At 66.3% G+C, this 18,010-nt stretch carries 16 protein-coding genes; 7 read left to right on the top strand and 9 right to left on the bottom strand.

The window, feature by feature from the left end:
* Positions 1 to 172 precede the first annotated feature (172 nt).
* Both rfbA and rfbB read right to left on the bottom strand, forming a co-directional pair.
* Positions 173 to 1,102 carry a glucose-1-phosphate thymidylyltransferase RfbA gene (rfbA, locus tag GGQ89_RS18890; protein ID WP_184106940.1) on the bottom strand — a complete coding sequence of 310 codons (930 nt, stop codon included), beginning with the start codon at positions 1,100 to 1,102 and terminating at the stop codon, positions 173 to 175.
* 10 nt (positions 1,103 to 1,112) lie between these two features.
* Entirely contained in the window at positions 1,113 to 2,198 is a 1,086-nt protein-coding gene (rfbB, locus tag GGQ89_RS18885) for a dTDP-glucose 4,6-dehydratase (RefSeq protein WP_184106938.1), read from the bottom strand.
* Positions 2,199 to 2,447: 249 nt separating this feature from the next.
* Between rfbB and GGQ89_RS18880 the strand changes: the two genes are divergently transcribed.
* Entirely contained in the window at positions 2,448 to 5,243 is a 2,796-nt protein-coding gene (locus GGQ89_RS18880) for a TonB-dependent receptor (protein ID WP_206362682.1), read from the top strand.
* A 149-nt stretch (positions 5,244 to 5,392) separates the two neighbouring features.
* Here the strand turns inward: GGQ89_RS18880 and GGQ89_RS18875 are convergent, their stop codons facing one another.
* The 3 genes from GGQ89_RS18875 to GGQ89_RS18865 all read right to left on the bottom strand — a co-directional run bounded on the left by GGQ89_RS18875 (position 5,393) and on the right by GGQ89_RS18865 (position 7,166).
* Complete coding sequence (locus GGQ89_RS18875; protein WP_184106936.1) at positions 5,393 to 5,728, bottom strand: hypothetical protein; 336 nt, start codon at positions 5,726 to 5,728, stop codon at positions 5,393 to 5,395.
* 152 nt (positions 5,729 to 5,880) lie between these two features.
* Positions 5,881 to 6,069: a hypothetical protein gene (locus GGQ89_RS18870; RefSeq protein WP_184106934.1), complete on the bottom strand. Its 189-nt coding sequence runs from the start codon at positions 6,067 to 6,069 to the stop codon at positions 5,881 to 5,883.
* Positions 6,070 to 6,098: 29 nt separating this feature from the next.
* Positions 6,099 to 7,166, bottom strand: a complete 1,068-nt coding sequence (locus GGQ89_RS18865) for a TonB-dependent receptor domain-containing protein (protein ID WP_240456295.1) — start codon at positions 7,164 to 7,166, stop codon at positions 6,099 to 6,101.
* Positions 7,167 to 7,318: 152 nt separating this feature from the next.
* On the opposite strand from GGQ89_RS18865, the gene GGQ89_RS18860 reads away from it, so the two are divergent.
* The 4 genes from GGQ89_RS18860 (at position 7,319) to GGQ89_RS18845 (ending at position 8,692) form a co-directional block, all read left to right on the top strand.
* Positions 7,319 to 7,492, top strand: a complete 174-nt coding sequence (locus tag GGQ89_RS18860) for a hypothetical protein (RefSeq protein WP_184106930.1) — start codon at positions 7,319 to 7,321, stop codon at positions 7,490 to 7,492.
* Positions 7,493 to 7,675: 183 nt separating this feature from the next.
* Complete coding sequence (locus GGQ89_RS18855; RefSeq protein ID WP_184106928.1) at positions 7,676 to 7,849, top strand: hypothetical protein; 174 nt, start codon at positions 7,676 to 7,678, stop codon at positions 7,847 to 7,849.
* Between the two features lie 60 nt (positions 7,850 to 7,909).
* Positions 7,910 to 8,263, top strand: a complete 354-nt coding sequence (locus tag GGQ89_RS18850) for a hypothetical protein (RefSeq protein WP_184106926.1) — start codon at positions 7,910 to 7,912, stop codon at positions 8,261 to 8,263.
* 99 nt (positions 8,264 to 8,362) lie between these two features.
* Positions 8,363 to 8,692: a hypothetical protein gene (locus tag GGQ89_RS18845; protein WP_184106925.1), complete on the top strand. Its 330-nt coding sequence runs from the start codon at positions 8,363 to 8,365 to the stop codon at positions 8,690 to 8,692.
* A 136-nt stretch (positions 8,693 to 8,828) separates the two neighbouring features.
* On the opposite strand, the gene GGQ89_RS18840 is transcribed toward GGQ89_RS18845, so the two are convergent.
* The 3 genes from GGQ89_RS18840 to GGQ89_RS18830 form a co-directional block, all read right to left on the bottom strand.
* Complete coding sequence (locus GGQ89_RS18840; RefSeq protein ID WP_184106923.1) at positions 8,829 to 9,995, bottom strand: glycosyltransferase; 1,167 nt, start codon at positions 9,993 to 9,995, stop codon at positions 8,829 to 8,831.
* Positions 9,996 to 10,429: 434 nt separating this feature from the next.
* Positions 10,430 to 10,717 (bottom strand): type II toxin-antitoxin system mRNA interferase toxin, RelE/StbE family, encoded by a 288-nt coding sequence (locus GGQ89_RS18835; RefSeq protein WP_184106921.1) that lies wholly within the window; start codon positions 10,715 to 10,717, stop codon positions 10,430 to 10,432.
* The gene (locus tag GGQ89_RS18830; protein ID WP_244955820.1) at positions 10,714 to 10,998 is read right to left on the bottom strand and encodes an antitoxin of toxin-antitoxin stability system; all 285 of its coding nucleotides are present in this window, start codon (positions 10,996 to 10,998) and stop codon (positions 10,714 to 10,716) included. Before GGQ89_RS18830 ends, GGQ89_RS18835 begins: the two co-directional genes overlap by 4 nt.
* 105 nt (positions 10,999 to 11,103) lie before the next feature.
* Between GGQ89_RS18830 and GGQ89_RS18825 the strand changes: the two genes are divergently transcribed.
* Complete coding sequence (locus GGQ89_RS18825) at positions 11,104 to 12,633, top strand: glycosyltransferase family 39 protein (protein WP_184106917.1); 1,530 nt, start codon at positions 11,104 to 11,106, stop codon at positions 12,631 to 12,633.
* A gap of 52 nt (positions 12,634 to 12,685) precedes the next feature.
* Here the strand turns inward: GGQ89_RS18825 and GGQ89_RS18820 are convergent, their stop codons facing one another.
* Positions 12,686 to 15,775: a TonB-dependent receptor domain-containing protein gene (locus tag GGQ89_RS18820; RefSeq protein WP_184106915.1), complete on the bottom strand. Its 3,090-nt coding sequence runs from the start codon at positions 15,773 to 15,775 to the stop codon at positions 12,686 to 12,688.
* 502 nt (positions 15,776 to 16,277) lie between these two features.
* On the opposite strand from GGQ89_RS18820, the gene GGQ89_RS18815 reads away from it, so the two are divergent.
* Positions 16,278 to 17,825, top strand: a complete 1,548-nt coding sequence (locus GGQ89_RS18815) for a family 43 glycosylhydrolase (protein WP_184106913.1) — start codon at positions 16,278 to 16,280, stop codon at positions 17,823 to 17,825.
* Positions 17,826 to 18,010: the final 185 nt, after the last annotated feature.

Genomic DNA, 18,010 nt, shown 5'->3' with positions numbered 1-18,010 from the left:
GGATGACGCAAGGCGGGGGCGCGATGTCCGCTCCCCACCCCTTCTTGCCGTTTCGCTTAGGGTGTCATTTCGCCCTCAGCCGGAACCGACCCCTATTTGCGGGACGAACTGGGCCTGGGTCCAAGCCAGATCGCCAAGCTGCGTGCGCTGTATTTGACGAAGGGGTGATCGCTCACCCCTGTCGCCGGTCTCCCTTGCGCCGTTCGCCTTGCGGCAACGGCGCGGGGGCGTCTTCGATCGCGGTCAGGATCGCGCGGCCATAGGCGGTCTTGGCGAGCGCGTGGCCTCGCGCCTCGGCCTGTTCGCGTGATATGAAGCCTTGAAGATAGGCGATTTCCTCCAGGCAGGCGACCTGTATGCCCTGACGATGCTGGATCGTGCGGACGAACTCGGCCGCCTCGAGCAGGCTGTCATGGGTTCCGGTGTCGAGCCAGGCAAAACCGCGCCCCATCGCCTCGACATGGAGCGTCCCCGCATCCATGTATCGACGCGCCAAATCGGTGATCTCCAGTTCGCCCCGCGCCGAAGGGGTCAAGGTGGCGGCATGGTCGCACACCGCCCCGTCGAACAGGTATAACCCCGTCATCGCATAGGGGGACTGGGGCCGCTCGGGCTTTTCCTCGATCGAGACGGCACGCCCCTGATCGTCGAACGCGATGACGCCGTAGCGCCGGGGATCCTCGACCCGATAGGAAAAGACGGTCGCGCCGCCCCCCGCCTCGACGCCCGCGACTGCGCGGCGCAGCATCGGACCCAGGCCGTTGCCGAAGAAGATATTATCGCCCAGGACCAGCATGGCGGCCTCCCCCGCCAGCCAGTCGCGCCCGATCGTGAACGCCTGGGGTAGCCCTTCGGGGCGCGGCTGCTCGGCATAGGCGATGGTCAGTCCGAGCGCGCTGCCGTCCCCGAACAGGGTGCGATAATGCGCCAGGCAGTCCGGGCTGGAGACGATCAGAACCTCGCGAATCCCCGCCAGCATCAGCGTCGACAGCGGGTAATAGATCATCGGCTTGTCATAGACGGGCAGAAGCTGCTTGTTGACGACCAAAGTCGCCGGATGAAGCCGCGTGCCGATGCCGCCCGCCAGGATGATGCCTTTCATGGAGCCGATCTTATCCTAGCCCGCTAAAAAATGGGTTAGGCGATAGGCCTAGCCCCCGCCGCTGGTCGGCGCCGCCCTGGGCGATCAGCGGCCGCCACCAGTCCTCGTTGGCGAGATACCAGCGCACCGTCTTTTCCAGGCCGCTCTCGAAGCTTTCCTGCGGCACCCAGCCTAGTTCGTCGCGGATGCGGGTGGCGTCGATCGCATAGCGCAGGTCGTGGCCGGGGCGGTCGGCGACGAAGCCGATCTGCCCGGCATAGGATGCCCCGTCGGGGCGTGGATGCAGGCGGTCGAGCAGCGTGCAGAGCATGTGCACGACATCGATGTTCCGCCGCTCCGCATGGCCGCCGATATTGTAGCGGCGCCCCGGCTCGCCGCGTTCGAACACCGCCTGGAGCGCGCGGACATGATCCTCGACGAACAGCCAGTCGCGTACATTCTCGCCCCGGCCATAGACGGGCAGGCTTTCCCCGGCGAGCGCCTTGACGATCATCAGCGGAATCATCTTTTCGGGGAAGTGATAGGGACCGTAATTGTTCGAGCAGTTGGTGACGATCACCGGCAGGCCATAGCTGTGGCCCCAGGCGCTGACGAGGTGATCGGACGCCGCCTTGCTTGCCGAATAGGGCGAGCGCGGATCATAGGGCGTCGTCTCGGTGAACAGCCCGGTCTCGCCCAGCGAGCCGAACACCTCGTCGGTCGAGATATGGTGGAAGCGAAACGCCGCCTGCTCCGCCGGGTCCAGACCCTGCCAATAGGCACGGGCCGCGTTCAGCATCTGGAAGGTGCCGACGACATTGGTCTCGACAAAGGCGGCAGGCCCGTCGAGCGAGCGGTCGACATGGCTTTCGGCCGCCAGATGGGTGATGACCTGGGGCCGGAATTCGCGGATCGCCCGGGTCACCGCGACGGCATCGCGCACATCCGCCCGCACGAAGCGATAGCGCGGGTCGTCCGCCACCGGCGCCAGCGCACTCAGCGTCCCGGCATAGGTCAGGGCATCGAGGTTCAGAACCTCATGCGCGGTGTTGCGGATCAGATGGCGGACCAGTGCGGACCCGATGAACCCGGCCCCTCCGGTCACGAGAATACGCATGGCGTGGCTGTCATCCGGTTGGGGTCGATCGAACGACCGGGAAGGGACGGGAAAGAATGCCGCCTATTGCTTCCCACCGCCACCCGAAACTTTCGGTGCGGCCGCCCCGGCTTGGCTAAATCGATTGTGACGCTCCCGTCATCGACCCGTCATCGCAATCACATCGCCTCGTAACAAACCCCGGCCACGGGGGCGGGAACGACCGGCGCCGGGGGGTGTCGGCACGACCAAGCGCCCAAGGGGAACAACATGCACATCGTCCGCTCCGGCATCCGCGGTCTCGCGGGGGCCTCTCTCATCGCATTGGCGCTGGCCGCCGGCGTGGCACAGGCCGAGGGGGCGGACAGCGCGCCGGCGGGCGTGCCGGCTTCGGGGCCGATCCTGTCCGGGCGCATCTATGACGCGACCGGCGTCGCGCTGCCGGGCGCGCGCGTCGTGGTCGAGGGAACGGGCGCGCAGGCGACCACCAATCTCCAGGGCGAATTCAGCGTCATCACGCCCGAGGACGCGGGCGACGTCACGCTGCTGATCGACTATCTCGGCCGTCCGCCCGTCACCCGCGTGGTGCCCGCGGCCGAGCGGGGGCGTCCGCTCTCGCTGACCCTGCCCGCCGCCAGCGGCGAGCCGGGCGACATCGTCGTCACCGGCGCCTCGCTGCTCGACAATACCGCGCGCGCGCTCAACCAGCAGCGGACCGCCGACAACACCGTCACCATCATCTCGTCCGACGCGATCGGCCGCTTCCCCGATCCCAACATCGCGGAGGCGCTCCAGCGTGCCCCCGGCGTCGGCATCGAGCGCGACCAGGGCGAGGGGCGCTATATCAACGTGCGCGGCGCGCCCAGCGAGTGGTCGGCGGTGTCGGTCGACGGCATCCAGATCCCCTCGGTCGATCCGACGACGCGCGCGGTCGACCTCGATACGCTGCCCTCCGATATCGTCGCCAATCTGGAGGTGACTAAGTCGCTGCTGCCATACCAGGACGCGGACTCGATCGCGGGCGCGGTCAACATCACCACCCGTTCCCCCTTCGATCGCAAGGGCTTTGCGCTGACCGGCATGGCGGGCGCCAGCTACAACCAGTTCGGCAAGGGCAGCGACTATCGCGGGTCGGCCGCGGTCAGCGACACCTTCGGCCCCGACCGCCAGTTCGGCCTGCTCTTTTCGGGCAGCTATTCGCACACCCATCGTCGCCCCGACAATGTCGAGAACACCTGGACCCAGACGGCGGACGGCCCGCGCGTCACCGAGACGCTGTTCAAGGATTACGACACCAAGCGCCAGCGTATCGCGGGCACCGGCGCGTTCGAATGGCGCCCCTCGGATGCGACCCATGCCTGGGTGCGCGGCACCTATGCCCGGTTCGAGGATGACGAATTCCGCGACCGCATCGGCATATTGTGGAGCGATGGCGCGCTGCAGGCCGGGTCGACCGACCGCACCGCGACCTATCGCAACACCCGTATCGAAAAGCAGGTCCGCCACCGCAAACAGGTGAACGAGATCTGGTCGGCGACGGCGGGCATCGAGCAGCGGCTGGGCGACGGCACCATCCGCGCGGACGTGGCCTATAGCGAAAGCTCGCAAACCTATCCGCGCCGTGACGAGCTGCTGTTCCGCTCAACCCTGCGGCCGACGCTTTCCTATGATTTCAGCGATGCCGACCTGCCCAGCTATTCGCTGTTCCAGAGCAAGGAGCATCTCCAGCTCGGCACCTTCGCCTTTCAGGAAAATGCCTATCGGTCGAACACGACCAAGAATGACGAGCTGACCGTGGCGGTCCGATCGGACCTGCCGATCGGCGATTTCGTGACCTTCTCGACGGGCGGCAAATATCGCGAGCGGCATATCAACGCCGATGAGGAGCGGCTCCGCGACCGTCGGGCGACCGCCGCGCCGACGCAGGGCCTGGCCGGGCTGCTCTCCGACGAGGAATCGCGCAACTTCGACTATGCGTTGGGGCAGCGTTTCAACACCGGGCTGGCCGATGCCTATTTCGACGCGACCAAGGCCGCCGCGCAACGCCGCCTGCCGCAGTCGCTGACCGCCGATTATATCGCCGAGGAGAAGATCTTCGGTCTGTTCGGCATGGCGAAATATGTGAAGGACGGCACGACCCTGGTCGCGGGCTTGCGCGTCGAGACCACCGATTTCGATGCCCAAGCCCCCAGCGTCTCGCGCACCGGCGCGGTCACGACGGCGCGCGGGCGCAACGGCTATGCCGATTTCTTCCCGAACCTGACGCTGCGCCAGGCCTTCACGCCCAACCTGATCCTGCGCGCCGCGCTCAGCCGCGCGATCAACCGCCCCAACTTCCCGCAAATCGCCCCGCGCGTGCTCGAGACGAGCGAGGGCAACACGGTGCGGGTCGAGTCCGGCAATCCCGACCTGAAGCCGACCCTGTCGAACAATGTCGATGCGGGCCTGGAATATTACATCCGGCCGCTGGGCGTGATCTCGGTCAACGGCTTCTACAAGGACCTGTCCGACTATCGCTACACGCTGACCAGCACCGGCGTGTACAACGGCGTGGGCGGCGCGATCCTCAGCCGCCCGATGAATGCGCGTCGCGGCGAACTCTATGGCGTCGAGCTCAACTGGCAGCAGCATCTGAACTTCCTGCCGGGCGTGCTGGGCGGTCTGGGGGTGTTCGCCAACTATACCTATACCCAGGGTCACGCGACCTTCGACGCCGCCTATGGCGGGCGCAGCCGCTTCGCGCTGCCGGGCCAGTCGACGCATATGTGGAACGCCAGCGTCTTCTACGAGCGCGGGCCGGTCAATGTCCGCGTCGCCTATACCAAGCGGTCGGACTATCTGGACGAGATCAACGCGACCAACCCCGCGCTCGACCTGTATTGGGAAGGCCGCGGCCAGCTCGACGTGACGGGCAGCGTGCAGCTGGCGAAGGGCATCAACCTGTTCGCCGAGGGCAAGAACCTGACCAACACGCCGGGCGTGCGCTATTTCGGCCAGCGCTTCCGGACCTATGAATATGAGAAGTTCGGCTACACCCTGTTCGGGGGTGTGCGGGTCAAGCTGTAAACATGGGGGATCGGCCCACCCCTCCCCTTCAGGGGAGGGGCCGGGGGTGGGGCGTATCCGCAAGCGTGGCGTTCGTGGAAAGGCCCCACCTCAACCCCTCCCCCGAAGGGGAGGGGCATATGGTGTTTCAAGCCGATGTCGCACCGGCCTCAGCGGCAGATCCGAACCCGCTCCCAACCGCGATATTCGGTCCAGCAGCGGCGATAGGGCCGATAATGCGGCCGGTATCCATAGCCCGCGCCGCGCCAGCCATAACCGCCACCACCATAGTCGCGGTCGCCATAACCTTGATAGCCATAGCCCCGATCATAACCGCTCCAATGCGGCGGAGGGGGAGGCGGCGGGGGTGGTGGCGGAGGGGGCGGCGCGCCCCAGCCCGGTCCCGGGGGCGGCGGGGGCGGTCCCCATTCCTGCGCACTGGCATTCGCACTGAAACCCATCGTCGCGATCGCGAGGCCGGCGACAATGATACGCGTCACCTTCATGACTGGTCCCTCCATGCCCATGACCGGGCATGAGACAGGGTTACGATGCGGCGGGCTTCGGCAGGCTGAACGGGGTTGTTCTGTGGCGTTCAGGAATAGTGTTAATGAACACCGTCATTGCTTTGATGCGCTCGCAATGACGGTCTGAATTTTTAACGGATCTTGTTGCCTGATGGTCGGCCCATCCCAGCCGCAGGCGTTTTGCGGACAAATTCGGGAAAGACCTCCGCGAATGACCGGGCCGTCGCGATCTGCTCGTCCGTCAGTTCGGGGCAATCCGACATGGCATCCATTTCATCCTGGGCGTATGGTTTATCCGCGCATTCGGTGCCCTTATCCATGGCATTCGATCCCATGTTATTCAAAGTCTTCAAAACAGCTTCCGAACCCCGATCCGGATCGATCGGCCGAGCGGGTCGATATAGGCGGGCTGGAAGCGGTTCGGCGTCTGGCCGTTGCGGTCGGTGACGTTGATCCGGTCGTTCAGCACATTCTCGACCGCGAAGTTGATGTTCAGTCCCTTGGCCCAGGGCTTCTTCACGATATTCTCCAGCCGCACGAAGCTGTACAGGACCAGCCAGGTCCGCCCCGAAAAGCGCAGGTCGGAGGCGGCGATGTCGCTGCGGATGCGCGTCGGCCCCTGGAGGCGGCCGTAAACCCCCAGGTTGAACAGGCCATAGGAGAAATGGCCGTTCAGATCGACGTCCCAGCGCGGCCGCCCGCCCGTACCGTTCAGCGTCGCGCCGTCGAGCAGGTCGAGGACCGAGCCGGTGCCGCGCAAGGTCAGCCGATCCTCCAGCCGGTAATTGGTCGTTGCCGACAGCCAGAGCGAGGGTGGCCGCTTGGGCGGGCGGGGTGGGGGCGCGGGCGGGGTCGCGCTCTTGGCCGCATCGGGCGCCGGAGGGGGAGGGGGCGGCGGGGTCTTGCCCAGCTGCACCTGCGCGTCGATGGTCAGGCGCAGCTTGCGCTCGCGCTCATACGCCAGGTTGACCGGGCGCAGGTCGACGCTGACCAGCTGGCCGAGCGTATCGCGGACGAACAGGTCGGGAAAGGCGCGCTGGAACGCCGGGGTCGCACCGCCCAGCGAGGCGGCCTGGTTGTCGATCCGGGTGTCGACATAATCGGTGCTGAGCCGGATATCCTTGTCCTTGATCGGCTGCACCGCGATGCCCAGCGTCGTCACCCGCCGCTTCTCGGGCGCCAGATCGGGATTGCCCCCGAAGATGGTGGTGACGAGCGTGCTGCGCCCGGTGACATAGTCGAAAAAGGGCGTGTTGGGCGTGGCCACGACCGGCGCGACCAGCTGCGTCACCGCGGGCGCGGTCTGCGCGATGTTGATCGAGGCGTTCAGCTGGACGGGGCGGAAGGGCGTCCAGTTCAGCCCCAGATTGGAGGTGCGGAGCCGCCCGAAATCGGACACCTGCGACACCCCCGCCATCGCGTTCAGCTGCATCTCGCCCAGAAAGCCCAGCGAGCCTTCGCGCGCCGAGGCGATCGGCACATTGGCGTTGACGCTGGCCCCGCGCATGGTGCGCCCGATCCCGTCGGTGGGGAGGGACAGGTTGGTCGCTGTCGATACGGCTATAATCGGTGGTGACGGTCAGCATCGCCTCGCCTGCGGGCAGGCGGACGACGGGGCCGTTGGCGGTCGCCTTGACCCCGATCGTGTCGGATACCGCCCGGCTGCGGTTTCGGTCGCGTTGGGCGCCAGTGACGGGATCGATCGCCGCCATCGGGTCGCCGCCCGCCCCGATCGACGCCTGAAGCGCGCCCAGCGGCACGCCGATCTCCGAGGTGCTGCGCGACACCATCCGGTCATAATTGCCGGTGATCGCCCAGCTCCAGCGCCGGACATCGCCGGTCAGCGTGCCGCCTGCGTGCAGCGCCATGCTGGTCGTCCGCTGATGCAGCACGCTGTCGGGCAGATAGCGATAGAGGAGCGTGTCGTTGGCGAAGGGAAAATTGCCCAGCCCGCCGGGCACGCGCAGCAGCGCGGGGGCGAGGCCGTTCAGCCCCTTTGTCTGGATCGCCTCCATCGACACCATCAGCGACCCCGACACACTCTTGGTCAGGGGGGAGGCGATGCTCGCCTCGCTATGGATGGTGTCGCTCAGCGGCTGAAGCGTGCGATAGGGGCCGAGATCGGTGACCCCGGCCGGGCTGTTCGCATAGGCCGCAAGCGTGCCCCGCGCGGCCGGATCGATCGGCACGCCCGCCAGCGTGACGCTCCGCCCCGCCAGCGCATCGAGCCGGGGGTCCAGGCTGGCGCCGTTCACCCCCGTCACATTGCCGGTGGTCGCGAACAGCGTCTCGGGATCGGGCAGGATGGCGCGCTGGCTCTGGAGCACCGGGTCCTGCCGCAGATGCGAGACGTTGAAGGTCAGGCGGCGCGGCCCGTCGATCCGCGCCGAGGTGACCTCGCTATATCGGGTGCCGCCCCCGCCCTCGGTCGTGATGCCGGGCAGGAGATGGACCGTGACCGCGCGGAATTTCTTCTTGGTGATGAAGTTCATCACCCGGATATTGGGCGGATAGCCGAAGCGTGCCGCCTCCTGCTCGGGCAGGACCTCGATCCGCTCCATCGCCTCATAGGGCAGTGACTGGAACTCGGCGAAACCCGAGACGCGCCGCCCGTTGAGCAGCATCACCGGCTCGCCCCCGCCCGAGGAACTGGTCAGCGCCTTCACCTTCTTCAGCAGATCGCTGAGGCTCGTCGCACCCAGCGCCGCCAGCGCCTGGGCATCCAGCACCGCGACCGGCTCGACCGCGCCGATGATCGATCCGGGGATACGCTTGCCTGTGACGGTGACCTCGGGGGAGGGCGGATCGGAGGGCGGGGCCTCCTGCGCCGATATCCCGACCGGTATCGCCAGACCCAGGACGATCGCCGTCCCCCTCACGCACCCGTGCAGGCGCGCGCTCCCCCCGTATCGCATCGTCAAGCCACTCCCATCGCCGACGTGAAGATTTACTTCTACTGTGGCGATGATGTCACAATTATGGCTGAGCCAGGAACTGGGGCGATTTTATCGGGGGAGGAATGGCATGAATGTCCCTCGATGAGGCTGGACGAGATGCAGGGCATGGCGCCCCCGCCTGGCTAAAGCGTCGGCAGCGCCTGGTCGGCAACGAAGGGCGCGGGGGGCGCGGCCGCGCGACGGCTGAGCACGCTGCGCATCACCCGGATATAATGGTCCGCGCCGTGCTCGATGGTGAAGCGTCGTGCCTGGTGCAGCGTGCGCCTTGCATCCTGGGTCCGGGGCCGGGCCGCCGCGATCGCGGCGGCAAAGCCCGCTTCGTCGCCGACCGGGACCAGCGTACCGAGCGCGCCCTGCTGTAACAGCGCGCCCATCGAGCGGCTGCAATCGGTGGCGACGATACCGATATTGGCGGCCAGCCCCTCCAGGATGACGGCGGGCACGCCCTCATAATGCGAGGACAGGAGCAGCGTGTCATATCCCGACAACAGCCCTGCCGGGTTGGTGACATAGCCCCGGAAATCGGCCCGGTCGGCGATCCCCAGCGACGCCGCCAGCGCCTCCAGTGCCGTCCGCTCCGGCCCTTCGCCGAACAGGGTCAGCGTGTCCTCGGGCGCGCTGCCGCGGGCGAACCCGCGCAGCATCAGCGCGAGGTTCTTCTGCGGGGCCAGCCGGGCGATGGTGACGAAGCGGCGTCCCGGTCCCTCCGGCCGATCGGCCACGGGTTCGCGCAAGGACAGGATCTGCGCCTCGGACAAGGCGGGGTCGGGGATGATCGCGACGCGCGCGGGCGACACGCCGACGCCTTGCACGATCTCGGCGCGCATCGGCTTTTCCATGCCGACGAAATGGTCGATCGCTAGCCCCTGGATACGCAGCCATATCCGGTAGAAGACCCGGTAGAACCAGGACGCATCGGTGCGGTCGAGATTGTTGCTGATCTTGGCGATGATCGGCGGACAGTTGCGGCCCAGCACCAGCTTCAGCATCACCGCGACAAAGGCGTAGGTATTCCCTGCGCAGAACAGCACGTCCGGTCGGATCGTCCGCACCGCGCGCGGCAGGGTGGCGACCATCCAGAGCGTCTCCCAATGCGCGATCCCCGGCCAGCGCCGTTTCGGCGTCACGAAGTCGAGGCCCGCGCCCACATCCTGCGCCATCGCGCCATCGGTCCGCCCCAGGAACAGCGGCGCATCGACCCCGGTCGCGCGCCAGCGATGGACGAGGCGCAACGCGATCCGCTCGACCCCGCCGGGCTCGAAGCTGTGCAGGAAGGTCAGGACGCGCAAAAAGCCGCACGCCCTGTACGAAACCGATATCGCCCGGAATTCCCGCCCATAATCCGCCCCCGATAGCATGACCGGCAGGGAAAACGATACCCTATCGTGACGTATTCGTTATGATTAGGTCGATCACCCCTCACCCAGCTCCGACTAAGCCTTTGCTTCGCAAAGACCAAGTCTGCGCAACCCTCTCCCCTCCGTGAGGGGCGAGGGAGGGTTCGGCACAATGCTGTTCCGGCATATGACAGGTGAAGCGAAGCGAAGAGGGATTGCCTCCATCCGGATCGTTTCTCATCCCCCCTCGGTCGGCTTCTATCAGGCGATGGGCGCCATCATTATCGGGACAAAGCCACCTACGATCAAAGCCCGGTGGAGCAGACCGGTCCTGACGATAGTGATCTAGCCCCATTCCGTTCCCACTCTCCTGCGAATAGCCTGAACTACACCTCCCGAAGCGGAGGCCATTGGCGGGCGGTGTGGATCAGCACCAGGATCCAGACGGTATCGGCGACGACCTCATACACCAGGCGATAGCTTCGATGCGGGGTCAGTTCGCGGGTGCCGAGGACCTCCCCCTCATGCCCCAGCATCGGGAAGTCGGCCAGGGCGGCGACGGCGTCGCTGAACAGGCTGTCGATGCGCAACGCCGCACCGGGATCGCGGGCGGCGAGATAGTCCCAGATCGCAATGCGATCCCGCTCGGCTTCCGGCGTCCAGCGGACCTTCACGCCTGGTCGGCGATCCCGGCACGGCGCGCGGCAAAATCGGCCTCCACAGCGGCATCGGATCGTCCGTTACCCGCATGGACGGACAGTCGGGCGGCCGCGACCTTGCGTTGCAGGAAATCGCCATGCTCCTGCCGACCCTGCTCCCGCCGGATGAATTCTCGCATCAATTCCCGCATGACCTGCGATGCGGGACGGTGGCTGGCCTCGGCTGCGGCCATGAATTCGGCGCGGAGATCGGCCTCCAGCTTCATGGTGAAAACAGCGGCCTTCGGCATCGGCATCCTCGCATCAGTACTGACAAGGTATATACGGATGAGGCGCATCGAACAATAGCGCCCCCTCTTTACCCTTGCCTTTGCCCGGAAAGCGACACACCCGCGTGCGGCATGAGCGACGAACGGAGACAGGGCTGGTGGCTGCGCCCCTGGTTGCGGGGGCAGGGCGGTGTCCTGCTGGTGCTGACGCTGGTCGCGCTGGTCGTCCGGGCGCGGACGTTCGGGAATCCGGTGATCGGGTTCGACGAGCAATTCTATCTGCTGGTCGGCGACCGGATGCTGCAAGGCGCCTGGCCCTATATCGACATCTTCGACCGCAAGCCGATCGGGTTGTTCCTGCTCTATGCGGGCGCGCGTTTGCTGGGGGAAGACGGGTTCCTCGCCTATAAGCTGGTCGCTACCGGCTTCGTCATCGCGACCGCCTTCGGCATCCAGCGGGTCGCGCGGCGGTTTGCCGGGGCAGGCGCGGGCCTCGTGGCGGCGATCCTCTATATCCTCTGGCTGAACCTGATGGAGGGGGAAGGGGGCCAGTCCCCGGTCTTCTACAATGCGCTGATGCTGGTCGCCGGCACTGCCGTCTTGCGCGTCGTCGAGCGGCGGGGGCGGCTGTTCCCCTGCGGCGCGGTGGCTATGGCGGCGGTCGGGGTCGCGCTCCAGATCAAATATTCGGTGTTGCCCGAGGGGTTTGCCTTTGGCTGCGTGCTGTTGTGGCAAGGCTGGCGCGCGCGGGTGCCGGTGGGGCGGCTGGCGGGCATGGCGCTGGCCTGGGTCGCGCTGGCGCTGCTGCCGACCTTGGTGGCGTTCGGGGTCTATGCCGCCATCGGGCAGGGGCAGGCCTGGCTCTTCGCCAATTTCCTCTCGGTCGGCGGACAGGCGGCGCGGCCGTTCGCCGATGAGCTGGAAGGGCTGGCGACCTGTCTCGGCATCCTGTCGCCGCTGCTGCTGGTGATCGGGTTCGGGCGGCCCTGGAGACATGCCCCGGCAGAGCGGCGCGCGGGGTTTCGCTTCCTGCTGCTCTGGCTGGCGGTCGCGGGGGCGGCGGTGCTGTTCTATGGCCGGTTCGGCAGCCCGCATTATGCGCTGCCCATCGTGCTCCCCGGCGTGCTGGTCGCCGCGCCTGCGCTGGCCCGCTGGCGGCGGGGCGGGACGGTGGCGTTCGTGCTGGTGATCTTCGCAGCGGGGCAGATCGTGCTGGCCTTGAGCGAACGGACCAAGGGCGGCGCGGCCGAGGCGCGCGCGGTGGCGCGGGCGGCGAGACCGGCGAAGGGTTGCCTCTATGTCTATGACGGCTACCCGGCGCTGTACCTGCTGACGCAGAGCTGCCTGCCGTCGAAATGGGTCTTTCCCGGCCATCTCAATACGCAGGACGAGGCGAGCCCGGAGGCGATCGGTGTCGATCCGGTTACCGAGATCCGCCGCATCCTCAGCCAGCGGCCGGGGGCGATCGTCGACGATTATCCGCGCTTCACCTTCGGCAACCGCGCGACGCGGGGCGTGCTGCGCGAGGCACTGGCCCGCGACTATCACCTCGCCACCTGTGTGCCCACGGGGCCGAGCCGGGTCCGGCTGGTCTATCGACCGGGGCCGGGGCCGGTTCCGGCTGGGTGCCCGAGCGCCGAGGCGCTGGCCGTGATCCCATAAAAAATCCCCGCCGGCATCGCCGACGGGGACAGGCATGTCATCGGGTCTCGGATCAGAAGTTGGTCGTGATCGAGAACTGGATGTAGCGGCCGTAGATGTCGTAGAAATTGACCGGCGAATTCTGCCAGCCGTTGATCGAATAGGTGTTGTTGCCACCCCGCGCCGGAATGATCGGCGGATCCTTGTCGAGCAGGTTGTTGATCGTCACGCCCAGCGACATCCGCTTGGCGATGTTCACATTCGCCGCCAGGTCGAAATAGCTGTAGTTGGGGATGCGTGCGAAGGTGTTCTGCGTCGTGCGGCGCAGCGTGCCGCTCTGCGTGGCCGAGATGTAGCGCCAGTTCAGCGAGAGCTGGAACAGCCCTTCCGCACCCGTGAAGGTGCCGCGCAGATTGTGTCGCCACTTCGGAACGGGATTGCCCACGCCGTCGCCGAAATAGCCGACGCGACCCGACTGGTTGCTGAGCGAGGCCGCGCTGGTCACCAGACCGCCGTTGAAGTCGGTGGCGAAGGTTCCGCTGCCCACCGGCAGGTCGTAATGCGCCTGGAAGTCATAGCCGGTCGTGCCGATCTGGTTGGGCACGTTCAGCACCAGCGAGCTGAGATAGCCCGAGCTGGGGTTGTTGATGTTGCCGTACAGCGTGCCGTTGCCGTTGCGGACGAACTGCTGGCACGAGATGCGGTTCAGCGCGCTCGGATCGGTCGCATAGTTGATGCAGTTGTTGACGATCGTGTCCTGATCCAGGCTCGAGATCTGGTTGTTGTAGCGGATCTCGTAATGATCCACCGAGAAGCTGAAGCGCGGCAGGAAGCTGGGCGTCAGCACCAGGCCATAGGTCAGGGTGTTGGCGGTCTGCGGCCCCAGGGCCGGATCGACCGCGCCGTTGCGATAGATACAGCCCGCCTCGGGGCAGCGGATCGTCGTGCTGCCATAGCTGGCCGGGTTGAAGCCGGGCTGAAGCTGGCACGAGGCGAGGCTGGCGAGCGGCGCGCCACCGGCTGCGGTCGAGGCGCCGCAGATGTCGACGAAGTTCAGGCTACGCGCGAAATGGATGTTCTGCGTCGCCTCGAAGACATTGGGTGCGCGCGAGGCGAAGTTGCGCGCCACGCGGAAGCGGATGTCGCGGATCGGCGCCCAGGTCCCCTCCAGCTTCCAGGTGCTGAAGAAGGTGCGCGACGAGGTGTCGTAGTTGGACGCGCGATAGCCACCGCTGAAGCCCAGCAGGTGCGTCCAGGACTGGTCCTGGATCAGCGGCAGCTGGAGCTCGGCGGCCAGTTCCTTGGCGGTCTGCGTGCCCCGTGCGAAGGAGGACGGGTTCGGCGTGCCCTGGATGATGGTGTTATAGTCGGCGCTGGTGAAGTTGTTCGCGATGTCGCGACGCAGCTCGGCCCCCAGGCTGATCTGCGCGCCATCGGTCGCCAGCGGCGAGCGGATGCCGTAATGGCCCAGGTCGCCGCTGATATTGGCCTGCACGTCGAAGAAATAGCCGACATTGCGACGCGGCCCGTTCGGGGCATAGGCGAAGATATAGTTATAGGCGGCCGGATCGGCGGAATCGCCGCGGAAGATATCGAGCGGCACGCAGTTCGGGTCGGTGCCGTTGATCTTGGCCACGCAGGTCGGCACGCCGTTGACGTTGACGACGTTCAGCGCGCGGGCGATATTCTGGCCCGACGGTGCCCAATTGCGGTTGATCGCGCTCTTGGTCAGGTTGTTGGCCCAGACGCCCCCGACATCATAATGCCAGGCCGAGGCGAAATCGCCGCGTATGCCCAGGGTGGCGCGATGATAGACCTGTTCATAGTCGATCGCGCGCGTCGGATATTGCTGGAACCGATAGCCGAAGTCGATCGGCACGGTCCCGGCCGTGCCCGCCAGCGCGCCGCACAGCACCTGCGCCTGCTGCGCCGACATCAGCGGGTTGTTGCAGTTCAGCTGATAGCCGCCCGCGCCGTTGGTCTGCTCGCCGATCGTGGCGGGCAGGTACGTCCCCTGGCTGGTGTTGCGGGTGAACATGTAGCTGCCGTAGAATTCGGCCCAGTCGGCCGCCTTGAACGACAGGAAGCCGCCCGCATTGTACCGCTCATTGGCGCGCAGCATCTGATAGCTGTCGTCCATGCGGTTCTGACGGTCGGTGGTCGCATCCTGGGTGTTGCGATAGGGGCGGAAGACGCGGCTGCCGTCGCTGGCATTGATCTGCGCCACGCGGTTGTTCAAATTGTAGATATAGCCGTAACGCGAATAGATCGTGGTGTCACAGCTCAGCGGGCCGTCGATGCCCGCCTGCAACAGGTGGCAGGACTGGGTCGAACGCGAATTGTACGGCAGGTTGTCGGTCTGGCGATAGCTGAAATAGCCCGACACCGACAGCCGGTCCTCGAACAGCTGGGTTCCCGCCGCCACGTTGATCGTCGCGCGCGCGCCGTCATTGGTCCAGCCCAGCGGCGTCGGGAAACCGCGCGACCTTGCGGTGTCGGTCACGACGTTGGCGCGGTTCAGGTGGTTGAAGAAGCCGTAATTGGCATCGACCTGAACGCCCTTGAAATTCTTCTTCAGGATGAAGTTGACCACGCCGGTCAGCGCGTCGGGGCCATAGACCGCAGCCGCACCGCCGGTCAGCACGTCGACCCGCTGCACCAGGGCAGGGGGGATCGAGTTGACGTCGGCCGCCACCTGGCCGCCCAGGCGCATGCCGTCGAGCAGCACCAGCGCCGCGCCGCCCGAACCACCGATGTTGCGCAGGTTGACGCGCGCGGTGCCGTTGCCTTCGTCATCGGCCTGGGGCGCGTAAGGCACGATCTGCGGCAGGCGGTTGAGCACGTCCTCGATATTGACGGCACCGCTCAGCTTGATCTCCTGCGCGGAGACGGCCTGGATCGGCGCGGCCGAGGCCAGGTTCGGATTGACGATGCGCGAGCCGGTGACGACGACGTCGTCCGATGCCGGATCGACATCTTGCAGGCGCTGGGTGAGATTCAGCCGGGCGTCCTCGCGCTCGGCGGCCTTCTGGCTTTCGGACTTGGCGGATACGGAAACGGCGTCCGTCGCCCCATTTGTCGGCTGCGTCGTCTGCGCTGCGGCCGGTGCCGCGACGATTGCCAGAACGGCGCTCGTGGCCAGCAGGAATCCCGTATTCTTCATATACTCCCCCCTTTTTTTCCAAGCGATGATTCGGCCTCCGCCATCCGTCCGACCTGTCTGGTTCGCGCCTGATCGTGCGCGACCCATTCCCCTTGGACGTAAACCCTTGCGTGGGGCGGATTTTCCGCCTCCCCGCTTGGGATGACAAAGACCTTATTTGGTATCTTTACGCTGATGCCAATGCTTGCAGAGCAGTCATATTTTTTCAATACTATACTACCACTGCACAACCGGAGACGTGGGACAAATTGGGATAAGCATCTGAAAGCCCGCAATTTCCGACTTTAAAAAAATAGGATTGGGATATTCGGGACGGATTGATCGCAAATTGGTATGGCCGGTGCCTATACCTTTGACGCTTCCCGGCGGAGCTGCGGGACCTGTCGCACGAGCCTCCCGGACAAGGCCTTGCCGCCACTGCCATCATGGCTAGGTGACCTCGCCGCCAGCCCAGACCGTATACGATATCGACAAGCGACCGGGTTGCGATCAGGATGCCGTCATGATCCCGCTGATTGCTCTTGCCCTGCAGCTCGCCCCCGAAACCGTACATAGCCGGGGCAACCCGATATTGGCCGACGGGCGTACCTATTCGACCGACCCGGCGCCCTTGGTCGATGGCGACACGCTCTGGATCCTGGCGGGGCGCGACGAGGCGCCGGACGGGGTGAACGACTTCATCATGAATGAGTGGCAGCTGCTCTCGACCCGGAACCCCGCGAGCGGCGTGTGGCGGCATTACCCTGCCATCGCCCGGCCGGAGCGCGTCTTCGCCTGGGCCGAGCCTGGCCGCGCCTATGCCGGGCAGATCGTGAAGGGGCGCGACGGACGCTTCTATATGTACGCCCCGGTGCTCCAGCGCGACGGCGACGCGAAGGACCGGTTCGCGATCGGCGTCGCAGTCGCCGACCGCCCGACCGGGCCATGGCGCGATGCGCATCCGTCTGGCCCGATCATCTCGCAAACCGTGCCCGTCGCCAACGATATCCAGAATATCGACCCGACCGTGCTGATCGACGATGCCAAGGGCGGGGACGGCCGCGTGTACATCTATTGGGGGACCTTCGGGCGACTGCGTGCGATGGAACTGGCCCCCGACATGGTCACGCCCAAAGGCCCCGAGCAGGTCGTGACCGGCGCGACCGGCTTTTTCGAGGCGCCGTGGCTGATGAAGCGGCGCGGCACTTACTATCTGCTCTACGCCGCGAACAACACGGGACCTGACAGCCCCTGCACCCCGACGCTGTACCATGCCTGCCAGGCCTATGCCTCTGCGCCTTCGCCGATGGGGCCATGGACCTATCGCGGCGTGGTGCTGCGCCCGGTGTCCTCGACCACCTCGCATGCCGGCGCGGTGGAGTTCAAAGGCCGCTGGTATCTGACCTATCACACGGCCGACGCGAAGGGCGGGGGGCATTTCCGCCGCTCGGTCGCGATCGATCCGATGGTCTGGGACGACAGCATCTCGCCCCCCGCCATCCGCCCGGTGCGGCCGACCCGGGCGCCCGCGCCCCCCGCCGCCCCGACCCGCAATGTGGCTTTAAGCGCCTGGCCCACCGCCTCCAACGCCCCCGGCCCGAAGCAATATTGGATCGCCGCCCTGAACGACGGCGTGGTGCGCACCAGCCCGCTGCCGCCCGACATGTGGGGCAACTGGACGAAGCAAAATCCGGCCAGCGCCTGGATCGAATATCGCTGGCCCCGGCCGGTGACCTTGAACGGCACCCGCATCCGCTTCTTCGCCGACCACCCGGCAGACGCGGACGAAGGCGTTGCGCCGCCCGCCGCCTGGCATCTGGAATATTGGGCCGCGGAGCAAGCGGGCGGCTGGCGCCGAATTGAGAGCACCTATCCGACTGGGGTCGACGGCTTTCAGGAGGTGCACTTCCCGCCCGTTACCACCCGCTGCCTGCGCGCGGTAATGGACGCATCGGGGGCGGAGGATCGCCATGCGGGCCTCGCGATCGAGGAGTGGGAAACCCTGTCGCCGACCCTTGCGCCGGTCACGCCGCGTTCGGTCGAAGCCCCCGCCGGTTGTGCAGGCGGCTAACGGATATTTTGTAGTCAAACATTTCCGCGCCCTATCGTCTTGCAGTTCGCGCTATCAGGCCAGCCGCTTGATCCGTATCCCGGCGGCTAGTGCACAGCGACATCGCAGTTGAAGGGTCAGCGACATCGTAGATGACGTGTGGGGGGAAGCGGAGGCCGGGCGTAGCCCGGACGTAGCTTCCCCCC

The organism is Sphingomonas yabuuchiae (genome assembly GCF_014199595.1).
GTDB classification, from domain to species: Bacteria; Pseudomonadota; Alphaproteobacteria; order Sphingomonadales; family Sphingomonadaceae; genus Sphingomonas; species Sphingomonas yabuuchiae.
This window is presented reverse-complemented; position numbering and strand designations above follow the sequence as displayed.

What these genes read in the sequence shown, in the direction of transcription:
- rfbA (WP_184106940.1), bottom strand. Translation starts at nt 1,102, where the DNA reads ATGAAAGGCATCATCCTGGCGGGCGGCATCGGCACGCGGCTTCATCCG.
- rfbB (WP_184106938.1), bottom strand. Translation starts at nt 2,198, where the DNA reads ATGCGTATTCTCGTGACCGGAGGGGCCGGGTTCATCGGGTCCGCACTG.
- GGQ89_RS18880 (WP_206362682.1), top strand. Translation starts at nt 2,448, where the DNA reads ATGCACATCGTCCGCTCCGGCATCCGCGGTCTCGCGGGGGCCTCTCTC.
- GGQ89_RS18875 (WP_184106936.1), bottom strand. Translation starts at nt 5,728, where the DNA reads ATGAAGGTGACGCGTATCATTGTCGCCGGCCTCGCGATCGCGACGATG.
- GGQ89_RS18870 (WP_184106934.1), bottom strand. Translation starts at nt 6,069, where the DNA reads ATGGATAAGGGCACCGAATGCGCGGATAAACCATACGCCCAGGATGAA.
- GGQ89_RS18865 (WP_240456295.1), bottom strand. Translation starts at nt 7,166, where the DNA reads ATGGCGGGGGTGTCGCAGGTGTCCGATTTCGGGCGGCTCCGCACCTCC.
- GGQ89_RS18830 (WP_244955820.1), bottom strand. Translation starts at nt 10,998, where the DNA reads ATGCCGATGCCGAAGGCCGCTGTTTTCACCATGAAGCTGGAGGCCGAT.
- GGQ89_RS18825 (WP_184106917.1), top strand. Translation starts at nt 11,104, where the DNA reads ATGAGCGACGAACGGAGACAGGGCTGGTGGCTGCGCCCCTGGTTGCGG.
- GGQ89_RS18820 (WP_184106915.1), bottom strand. Translation starts at nt 15,775, where the DNA reads ATGAAGAATACGGGATTCCTGCTGGCCACGAGCGCCGTTCTGGCAATC.
- GGQ89_RS18815 (WP_184106913.1), top strand. Translation starts at nt 16,278, where the DNA reads ATGATCCCGCTGATTGCTCTTGCCCTGCAGCTCGCCCCCGAAACCGTA.